The sequence below is a fragment of the Streptococcus hyovaginalis DSM 12219 genome (genome assembly GCF_000420785.1).
Taxonomy (GTDB): Bacteria; Bacillota; Bacilli; order Lactobacillales; family Streptococcaceae; genus Streptococcus; species Streptococcus hyovaginalis.
The window spans coordinates 211152-221647 of sequence record NZ_ATVP01000002.1 but is presented as its reverse complement, the minus strand read 5'-3'; the positions used below and the strand labels follow the sequence as shown (position 1 = coordinate 221647).

Genomic DNA, 10496 nt, shown 5'->3' with positions numbered 1-10496 from the left:
CTGGTTTCACTTGATTTTGTAGATGAGTGATTTTCTATTGTGGTCGCTACTGGTTCAGCACCACTATTTAGAATATAATAGCCAACTATCATTACACTAAGTATAACAATAACACCAGCTAGTACGCTAAGTAGCCAAAGGAACCCTTTTTTCATAAATTAAACCTTTCTTCGCTTACCAACAAAACCAAGTCCTAATAATAAACTAACTCCCATAATTCCAAACAGTGAACTCTCATCTCCTGTTTCTGGTAGACTAGCTTGATAGCTTGTTTTACCTGCCTGATGGCGACTAACAATATTTTGGGTTATTTTCGCTGTAATAGCTTTGTTGTGTACGGATTGGTTCGTTTGAGAAGAAACGTTTTTAATATTAGCGACCTCATCCTCCGCCTTATCTTGTTCAGCCTTCAAGCCTAACAAGCTGAGATACTCAACATTCTTAGCATTGGCGTCAGCTTTCAAGGTTTCAAGAAGCTCCTTAGCCGTCTCAAGTTCTGCACGAAGTGTCTCAGACTTATAAGTGGCTTCAGCAAGCTGACTATTCAACTCAGCCAAGATACTATCCTTATTAGCAAGCTTAGTAGCAAGATCACTAGCCTTAGCACTAGCCGTATCGAAAGTAGCCTGAGCAACTTCCTGCTTATCTTCAGCATCAGATAAAGCAAGCTCAGCAACCTCTACCGCCTTACGAAGAACTTCCAAGGTCTCAGTTTCCTGAGTTAATACCCCCTGAGCCGACTCGTTAGCCTTAATAGCCTCAGAAAGCTCAGCCTTAGCAACTTCCAAAGCCTTAGCCTTATCTACTGCACTAGCCTTAGCAAGAGTAAGGGTTTCCTTAGCAGTCTGAAGTGACGCTTGGTCTATCGCAAGTTGCGTTTCAGCATCTTTTACCGCCTGCTCAAGAGCTGGAATATCCGCTGTACCAGACTGCAAGTTAGACAACGCTTTTTGAGCCTCAGCGAGCTTAGTTTGAGCCGTTTCGTAAGACGTTTGAGTTGAAGCTACCTTAGCTTTAGCGTCTTTATTGGCTTGGACTGCCAAGTTATAGGCACTCAGAGCTTTATCAAGAGCGTCACTAGAACCTAAATCAGTTTTGTCAAAAGAAGATAACCCTTCGGTATTTTTGACTTCGACTGTATTATAGTGGGTTTTTAGCATCCCAACTGGTGAAAGATGATTCCCAACACCAAAGTACTCTTCCTGACCACCATACAAATTTGTTATGTGTAGAGTATGACCCCAATGAGAGTCAGAATCTCGATAAAGCATAACAACCAATTCTTTAAAAATATTATCTTTTAAAAGATACATACTAGGGGTAGAACTACCATAAGAATACCCCCCCGACTCATTAACTTTTGAAACACCAAACTCTTTCGCAACCTGAGCAAGAGCATCTAAATCATGACCTATAGTAGTTATCTTGTCAAGTTTAGCGTTCCTACGTGCCACCTCAACAGAAGTAGACGACACACGCAACAACGGAGTTCCTAGCTGTCTGCGAACGTCATTAATAAGATTCTGAGCAAACAAACTCAACTCTAAAGATTCCTCGTAACTAAGGTTATTCACATCAACAATACGGTCATAATCTTTAGTATCCCCCTCATAACGATACCCTTCTCTACCTGCAAAGATAGTGTCTTCAAGAAAATAAGTCGAATCTGCCCAATCAGAAATCTTCTTCTCTAGCTCAGCAATCTTAGCCTGATTAGCTGTCACATCAACACCACTGAAAACGTTTCCGTAAGCCTTGGTTAGTTGGCGAATAGTATCATTATACCAAGAGGGAACAAAAATACTGCTTCCAGAATTCGTTTGAAGAGTATCGAGTGCAGTCTTAGCAGAATCCTCAACAGCCTGAGTAGCCTGCTGAGCAACAATAGCGTCAGAATAAGCCTTAGCCGTACTGTCGACATTACCCTCGGCACTAGCAACGACAGCTTTCTGGTCTTCAATAGCCTGAGGTCTGTTAGTCTCAGCCAACTTAGCTGCCTCTAAAGCACTCTTAGCATTCTCTACATTAGTAGTATCAGTCTCAACCTTAGCACTTAAATCGCTAACACTCTGCTCTAACTCAGCCGTATCAGCAGTAGTCGAAAGACCCTCAACCTTAGCCTCAGCATCAGCAACCGCACTAGCCGTCTTATCAGCCTCAGCCTGAGCACTAGCAACTACCCCTTCTTGCGTTTCTACTTTATTAGTAGCATCCGCAAGACTAGCTTCAGCACTAGTTACAGCTTCATTAGCAGTTGCCAAGTTTTGTTCAGCAGTATCAGCCTCAGCCTCAGCACTAGCAACTACCTCAGGAGTAACCGCACTAACTTCCTGAATCTGATTATTCAAATCAGTAATACTAGCATCATTAGCAGTTACAGCCTGCTCAGCACTAGCAACAACCCCCTCTTGAGCCGTTACCGCCTGATTAGCCTCAGTAGCCACAACCTTAGCTGTAGCAACCTGCTCAGCCGTCACCGTCTCAACTACAGGCTCAGCAACTACAGGCTCAGATACCCCATCAGTAGAAGGAGCCTCAGCTACCGAAGTAACCTCACTAGCGCCAACCTCATCAGCGCTAACAACACCACTAACTCCCGCTACACCTAAAGCCAATACCGATACAACCGCACCCGTACGCAACTTCTTAATAGTACCATGACCCCTAACTTCACTCTTTAACATAATAATTTTCTCCTTTTGATTGACTATCTTAAAAGACTGTTTCATCGGTATTTTATCACATTTTTCAGTCTTTTGCACACTGTTTTTTTAAAAAATTCAGTCTTTTATAGGTGGTAACACTCATGGAATAACCTTGTATGATAGTAGAGAGGTATTGCCATGACTAACAATAATAGCTTAAAAGAGTTTGTCGCTAAGCAAATCAGACATTTAAGACTGGAAAAAGGACTAACACAAGAATATCTAGCAGAAAAAGCCAATCTTGGATTTAACTATATATATCGCTTAGAGAGCAAACAGTTAAATGTTAAGATAGATACTATAGAGAAGATCATACAGGCATTAGAAGTGGACGCCAATACCTTTTTCAATGTCGAAACTCAAAATCGAGAAAATGAGTTTAATCATCTCATTCAAGATATTGAAAATCTTCCAAAAGAAAAAAGAGAGCCTACAATTAAAGCCCTCAGAGATATATTAAAACAGATAGAGTAAGCCAAGTTAAAATGACTTGGCTTTTTATTTTTCTAAATTTCCTTGGCACATAAAATAGAATTTATACGTCGTTTCAATTCAGAAGTAAGAAAAGTTATTCAATTTGCTCAACGGGATAAGATTGATATAACCGATTTCACTGAAGGTGCAATTATTTCAGGGAAAAAGAAAGGGAAATTAGATTCTGAAAAGCACATTGATAATATTGCAGATGTCAAAAAAATATTAGCTTATTTTGAATCTGAATTTGATTATCAAAAGTCCGTCATTCCTTACTATTTATATTTGTCATTTCAAACTGGTATGCGTTTTGGTGAACTACTTGGTATAACGTGGGACTGTATCGACTGGAAAAACAGTGTTATTCATACCTATAGGCGATATGATTCTACAAGTTATCAGTGGAGACCACCAAAGACAGCAACATCAGTACGAGCCATTCCAGTTAATGACAAAGTAATGCAAGTACTGAAGAGAATCAAGCAAGAGCAAAAACTTGTAGATGAAAAATATCACATTAAGAAATCTGATGATTTTGTTTTTTATGATAAGCTCTATGGTGTTCCAACTAATAATGCGGTCAACAAATATCTAAGGAACAGTTTAGTAAAAAATAACATTCAGCCAACAAATCTATCAGTTACAGGTATTCGACATACTTATGCCAGCTTCTTATTAGCTCATAATGTAGATATTTGGGTTGTCGCTAATGTTATGGGACATAAAGATATAAAACAAGTAACTGAGACGTATGGGCATCTTTTGAAAGAAAAGAAAGAGAAAGGACATGAACTCATCAGGGACTTGTTAAAATAAGTTGCTATTCTTTGAACAAATTTTGAACAAAAACAAAAAAAGCCTTATAAAACAAGGCTTATCGGGCATGAAAGATGCCGATTGCAGGGTTCGAACCTGTGACCTACGCGTTACGAGTGCGTTGCTCTACCAACTGAGCTAAATCGGCTGAACACCCTATATTTTAGCACTTGCTTGATGTTTGTCAAGAGTCATATGAATCCTAGTTATCGGAGTATTACTTAGCTGCTATTAGTTGTATTAGAAAGTTCTGCCTTCTCCATCTTTTTCTTTAAAAAATAAAAATAGAAACAAGCTAGACAACTATCTTTTAAGTATTACCAAAACCTTTTTGCTATGTTCCAACGATTAACTAGAAAGGAATCAATTTCAGAAATAGGTGGCACTTATAACCGAACCTTCCAAAAGAAAACAAAAAACAGGATTTCCTAGGAAACCCTGTTCAAAATGTTATACTATTACGCTTTGTTTGCTGAACCGAAGACATCGATACGTTCTTCAACAGCACCTTGAACAGCTTTCATACCGTCTGCCAAGAATTTACGTGGGTCGAAGAGTTTTTTAGCATCGTAGCCTGCTTCGTCTGCATCATAAGCACGAGCAAATGCACGTGTTGCATTAGAGAAGGCGATTTGGCTTTCAGTGTTAACGTTAACTTTAGCAACACCAAGTTTGATTGCCTCTTGAATTTGCTCATCAGGAATACCTGAACCACCGTGAAGTACGATTGGGAATCCTGGAACAGCTTCAGTCAATTTCTTCAAGTGGTCAAGATCAAGACCAGTCCAGTTTTCTGGGTAAGGACCGTGGATGTTACCGATACCAGCAGCCAAGAAGTCAATACCAGTTTCAACCATAGCTTTAGCATCTTCAACTGGTGCAAGTTCACCAGTACCAACGATACCGTCTTCTTCACCACCGATTGTACCAACTTCAGCTTCTACAGAAACACCTTTTGCATGTGCTAAAGCAACAACTTCTTTAGCTTTTTCAAGGTTTTCTTCGATTGGAAGGTGTGAACCGTCAAACATGATTGAAGTGTAACCAACTTCGATACATTCAAGTGCATCTTCGTAATGACCGTGGTCAAGGTGAATAGCAACTGGTACAGTGATACCCATTGACTCTACAAGGTTAGCAATAAGAGCTTGACATACTTTGTAACCACCCATGTATTTAGCAGCACCCATTGATGTTTGGATAAGAACTGGAGCTTGTTTAGCTTCTGCTGCGCGCAAGATAGCTTGTGTCCACTCAAGGTTGTTTGTGTTAAATCCACCTACAGCATAGCCGTTGTCACGAGCTGCTTGGACGAATTTTTCTGCTGAAACGATTGCCATTATAAAGGCCTCCTCTATATTTTTGGGGAAATTCCCCTTACGCTCCCTATTCTAGCACACTTGTGTCTAAAAAACCAGTTTTCTTCTAAGTTAAGCGTTTTCTTTAGAGAGGATTGAGAAAAAAATCACCTTTTTCAAATTATATAACAAACTACTAGAGTGCCTTGCTTTCTAGAAAATGAATGAAAAAAACCAAGTCAAAGACCTGGTTTGGGATGCGGAAAGGGGGACTTGAACCCCCACGACCTAAAGCGGTCACAGGATCCTTAGTCCTGCGCGTCTGCCAATTCCGCCATTTCCGCTGTTCTTAACAACATGAATTATTATATCAGCTGTTTTAATTGGTGTCAACACTATTTTTAATATTTTTTCAAAAACGCTTCAATTTTTTGACGATATGCTTGGGGATCTTTCGCAAAGGACTGGGCATGTTTTGCTCCCCTCACCACATAAAGTTCCTTAGGTCCTCGGCTAGCATCAAAGTTTTCATAAACCATTGATAAAGGCACAAAATCATCCTGATCACCGTGGATAAATAGAGTCGGTAAATGATTTTTCGCTAACTGATTAACGGCACTAGCCTCACCATAGGAAAATCCAGCTGTGAGTTTCGAAAGTGCTGATACCCCATATAAGATAGGAAATTCTGGTAATTGATACATACTCTTTGCCTGATAAGACACTTCGTCCCACACACTAGTATAACCACAATCTTCGATGATATTGACCACCTGTTCAGGAAGATTTTCACCACTAGCCATCATGACAGTAGCCGCTCCCATAGAGACACCAAAAAGTGTAATTTCTTGATCGGAGTCTTCAGCGACTAAGCTTTCTGTCCATTTTATCACATTTTCCTTATCCTTCCAGCCATAGCCAATGATTTTCCCTTGACTTTGACCGTGAGCAACATTATCAGGCATAAGGACATTATAACCCATATCATGAAACAACTTAGCATAAGGCTTCATGTCCGATTTATCATTGGTAAATCCATGCACTAAAATAGCCGTTTTTGAGGACTTCTGAGAGGCCGGTAAGTACCAGGCAACTTGTTTTAATCCCTGATTGGTGATGTGGCGTGTTTCTTTCGGTAGGTCATCAAAAGCTTGCTTCAAGGAATAAAGAGGACTTTTAGAACTCAACCCCTGGTTATTGATAAACTCTTTTTCAGAACGCACTTGAGCTACATAGAAAAAGTAGGCGCTAGCTCCTAACCAGGCCAAGAAAAGTACTGAGGTCATTAGCACTGCTAATCGTAAAAAAATGCCTTTCATGGCTTTATTGTATCTTAAAAACAGTAAAAAAGAAAGGTTAACCTTTCTTTTCACATTTATAAGAGAATGCTACCCATAATTGGGACAACGACTGTTACGATGACCCCAACTAGAACCAAAGCGATTGAACCCATTGATGCTTCAACATCCCCCATTTCTTGAGCGGCGGATACGCCAAGAGAATGTCCTGCAGTCCCTAGAGCAATCCCTCTAGAAATAGGATCCTTGATTCCGAAATGTTTAACGAGTGGTTTAGCCAAAGCATAGACAATGACAGCGTTTAAAATACAAGCCAAGGAAGTGAGCTCGCCTGACCCTCCCATCGCAATGGATGTTGGCATAGCGATTGCTGTTGTAGCCGCTTGTGGAAGCATAGATGCCGTTACCATATCACCTAAGCCAAACACACTAGACACAATATAAATACCATAGACGGCTAAAATACTACCTAAAGTGATGCCACCTAGAATTTGACGCCAATAGGTTTTAAGAACCTCGCGTTTCTTATAAAGTGGAATAGCGAAACAGATGGTTGCAGGCTCTAAGAAAAAGCTGATGATTTGACCGCCTTTATTATAATCGTCAAAGGAAATACCTGTTAATAAAAGAAAGGCAATCCCTAAAATCATTGATACAAATAAAGGTGCAAATAGGAAGAATCCTTTTGATTTCTTAAAGAGCACTTGACCAATATAGAATGCTCCGATTGAGAGCAGTACACCAAATACGGGAGAATCTTTTAAGAGTTGAAGTAAAGCATCCATGAGAACGACCTCTCTTCCTTATTTATAGTCTTGTTGACTAGTCATATAACTTTTTTCAGAGCTGTATTTCTTACTAGCAACATATTGTTTTACAGAAGCCCATACTTTTTGAGGGTGGAAAGCGATAAGAAGTTGGGTCATCCATCCTGTCGCTGCCAATAGGAATAAGGTTGAAATAAAGATCAATAGAATATCAAGAACAAAGTGGGCACGTAAGATGCCTAAAGAATTAATAACAGAAATACCAGCTGGGACAAAGAATAATCCGATATTATCAACCAAAGCATCTCCTACCTTTTCAACTTGTTCTAACTTGATAAGGTTGAAGCTTAAGGCTAAAAACAAGAGAACCAATCCAATGACCGAAGACGGCATGGTGAAAGGAAAGATACTTTCAATCCCTTTTGATACCAATACAATAATGGCAATGACAATACTTTGATAGATGATTGGATAATCTTTTTTCATTAGCTTTTCTCCTTTTTATAAATTGTTTTGGCTTTTGATGCTTTCATTATAGCTAAAAAAGAGCCCTATAGACTCTTTTTGGTGTAAAACGCTTTCTTTTTGGTATGAAATGCATTTTTTTCTTCTTGAAATGCTTTTTATAAACCTAATTGTGCTTTAAAGTCTTTTAAGTAGGAACGACTAACAGGAACTTTACCTCCATTTGACATGGTCACTTGGTAAGTTTGGTTGAACCAAGGTTGAATTTCTTTAATTTCCTTCTGATTAATCAAGTAACTACGATGTACTTTCATAAAGCGACTAGAGGTCAACACTTTTTCAAGAGAAGATAAGCTGGTATGTGTCGTATGCATGCCCTGCTTGGTATAAACTGTCGTCTCTTTCCCTTGAACCTCACAATAAATAATATCATCAAAAGAAATCAAATAAATCCGCTCATCTGTTTCTAAGGTCAAGCGACTGCTTTCTCTCACATCATCATGACTTGCTGGAACAGAAGAATTTGCTTGTAAAGCCTGCTTGGCTTTGGTAACAGCTTTTTGGATACGCTCCTGCTCAAAAGGCTTTAAAATGTAGTCTAGAGCATTGACTTCAAAAGCCTCAACAGCATGATTGTCATAGGCTGTCGCAAAAATGATCAGGGGCGCATTTGGCACTTTTTGCAAGCGTTTGGCAAGATCTAAACCACTTTCATCCGTCAGATGAATATCCAAAAAGAGCAAATCTGGCTGATCCGTTAAGATCAATTGGAAAGCATCTTCAATGGACTCTCCTTCTATAATATCGGAGACCTCATGTGTTTGTTTCAAGAGGTAACTCAACTCCATACGTGCTAAAGGTTCGTCATCAATAACGGCCACTTTCATTTTTGATCCTCCTTAAGGGATTGATTGGGGATGATGACACTGAATGAACTGCCTTTGGGACTAGATACAATGTTTAGTTGTGCCTCTGCCCCATAAAGGTTAATTAAGCGTCTATTGAGATTTTCAAGGGCAGAGCCAGTGCCCTTTTCAGATGGAACCACCTCTTTACCCAACTTTTCTATCAAATGTTCTGAAATACCTTGACCATTGTCTTTTACTTCCAAAGCTAACTGACCCTGATCGGTTAGATTCAAATTGACGTGTACGCGATTATGACTCTTGCGCCCTGGAAAGGCATGTTTAAGCGCATTTTCAACCAGCACTTGAATAATAAACGGCGGAACACTCGACTGGTACAAGTCTTGTGGAACATCTAGTAAGACGTGAAAACGATCTGGAAAACGAGCCTGCTCAATAGCAAGATAAGCTTGTAAGTGTTCCAACTCCTCTTCAACGGTAATCACATTATGTCGTGTACTTTTAATATTAAATCGGAAAAATTGTCCCAACTGTAGCAGTAGGTGACGTGCTTTCTCACTATCAATACGCATCAAGGCCGATATCGTATTGATCGCATTAAATAGGAAATGAGGATTTACTTGTGCTTGTAGCGATTTGATTTCAGCATCCTTTAAAAGTCCCTGTTCTAGCTCCATCTGACCTAGTTCCAACTGAGACGAAAAAATATTGCCCAGACCGGCAGCCAGTTGCTCTTCAACGTAAGTTAATTTTTCGGCATTGGTAAAATAGAGCTTAAAAGTTCCAACAACCTGCCCTTTAACAAATAATGGAACAACAATAGCCCCTTCCAAGGGACAATCTGGATAAGGGCAACCTATCTGTTCTTTATGGTGAACAACGTGAATCTCTCCCGTTTCAACAACTTCTTTCGACAAATCCGTCGCTATTTTCTTTTTAGGAATGTGATGATCACTAGCAGCACCCACGTGAGCCAAGATCGAATGCTTATTAGTCACACTAACTGCTGAAACGCGCATAAATCGTTTGATCTCTTCAGCGACATTTCGTGCGGACTCCGAAGTCAGACCTTGTCTAAAATAAGGTAGGGTTCGATTGGCCAATTCCAAAACATCGTGTGTTTGGATGGCCTTCATACTCTCTTCTTGGCGTAAAGTTCCAATAATGATCGACAAAAAGATGCCTGTTCCCAAAGCATTGACAAGCACCATAGGCAAAGCAATGGTTCTAATCAAACTCAATGCCTGTTGCTTATCCGGCAAGAAAAGCAAAATACAGGACATCTGTACCACTTCCATCAAGGCACCGCATAGACTACCTTGCCAAACGGCAGGGTAGGTGTTTTTTCGCAAACTTACTCTACCGAAAAACCCCGATAAAAGACCGATTAAAATCGATGAGATAAAGTAAGTATAAGGAACAGTTCCACCTTGCATCCAACGAACAGCACCAGAAATCAAACCAACCACAAAGCCAACCAAAGGACCACCAATCAGACCGGACATCCCAATGGTCAATGTTCTCGTATTAGCAATCGAGGAGTGAGGGGTCAGCGAAACCGCATTGCCACCTTCTATGGTCATTGGAGATGATACCAAGACACCTGTGAAATTGGAAATAATAGCAAATAAACTAAAAGTAACGATCAAGATCCACCGTACTTTTAAGGATTTCCGGTGGGACATCATTTTTTTATAAAAAGGGCTAATCATTAATAGATTAGCCAACAGTATAATAAGCCCCACACGTTCCAACAAAGGAAGTATCAACGAAACCATAACTAACCTCTTTTCAAGATAGTACTCAC

9 protein-coding genes and 2 tRNA genes are annotated in these 10496 nt (G+C 39.9%); 2 read left to right on the top strand and 9 right to left on the bottom strand.

Going from position 1 to position 10496, the window contains the following annotated elements:
- Window positions 1-158 precede the first annotated feature (158 nt).
- Entirely contained in the window at window positions 159-2684 is a 2526-nt protein-coding gene (locus G574_RS0102330) for an SEC10/PgrA surface exclusion domain-containing protein (RefSeq protein WP_029690796.1), read from the bottom strand.
- A gap of 159 nt (window positions 2685-2843) precedes the next feature.
- Between G574_RS0102330 and G574_RS0102325 the strand changes: the two genes are divergently transcribed.
- Complete coding sequence (locus G574_RS0102325) at window positions 2844-3179, top strand: helix-turn-helix domain-containing protein (RefSeq protein ID WP_029690795.1); 336 nt, start codon at window positions 2844-2846, stop codon at window positions 3177-3179.
- Between the two features lie 42 nt (window positions 3180-3221).
- On the top strand, window positions 3222-3995 hold the full coding sequence (locus tag G574_RS0102320) for a site-specific integrase (protein WP_051130520.1): 774 nt from the start codon (window positions 3222-3224) through the stop codon (window positions 3993-3995).
- A 75-nt stretch (window positions 3996-4070) separates the two neighbouring features.
- Here G574_RS0102320 and G574_RS0102315 read toward each other — a convergent pair.
- The 8 genes from G574_RS0102315 to G574_RS0102280 all read right to left on the bottom strand — a co-directional run bounded on the left by G574_RS0102315 (window position 4071) and on the right by G574_RS0102280 (window position 10467).
- Window positions 4071-4143: transfer RNA gene (locus G574_RS0102315), tRNA-Thr, on the bottom strand.
- A 310-nt stretch (window positions 4144-4453) separates the two neighbouring features.
- On the bottom strand, window positions 4454-5335 hold the full coding sequence (locus tag G574_RS0102310; RefSeq protein ID WP_029690793.1) for a class II fructose-bisphosphate aldolase: 882 nt from the start codon (window positions 5333-5335) through the stop codon (window positions 4454-4456).
- Between the two features lie 216 nt (window positions 5336-5551).
- Window positions 5552-5637 (bottom strand) — tRNA-Leu (locus tag G574_RS0102305).
- A 57-nt stretch (window positions 5638-5694) separates the two neighbouring features.
- Entirely contained in the window at window positions 5695-6612 is a 918-nt protein-coding gene (locus G574_RS0102300; RefSeq protein ID WP_029690792.1) for an alpha/beta hydrolase, read from the bottom strand.
- Between the two features lie 56 nt (window positions 6613-6668).
- Window positions 6669-7376: an antiholin-like protein LrgB gene (lrgB, locus tag G574_RS0102295; RefSeq protein WP_029690791.1), complete on the bottom strand. Its 708-nt coding sequence runs from the start codon at window positions 7374-7376 to the stop codon at window positions 6669-6671.
- Window positions 7377-7394: 18 nt separating this feature from the next.
- Window positions 7395-7844, bottom strand: coding sequence for an antiholin-like murein hydrolase modulator LrgA (lrgA, locus tag G574_RS0102290; RefSeq protein ID WP_029690790.1), 450 nt, complete (start codon window positions 7842-7844; stop codon window positions 7395-7397).
- Window positions 7845-7981: 137 nt separating this feature from the next.
- On the bottom strand, window positions 7982-8710 hold the full coding sequence (locus tag G574_RS0102285; RefSeq protein ID WP_029690789.1) for a LytR/AlgR family response regulator transcription factor: 729 nt from the start codon (window positions 8708-8710) through the stop codon (window positions 7982-7984).
- Window positions 8707-10467 carry a sensor histidine kinase gene (locus G574_RS0102280; RefSeq protein WP_029690788.1) on the bottom strand — a complete coding sequence of 587 codons (1761 nt, stop codon included), beginning with the start codon at window positions 10465-10467 and terminating at the stop codon, window positions 8707-8709. The genes G574_RS0102285 and G574_RS0102280 overlap by 4 nt, the downstream gene beginning before the upstream one ends.
- Window positions 10468-10496: the final 29 nt, after the last annotated feature.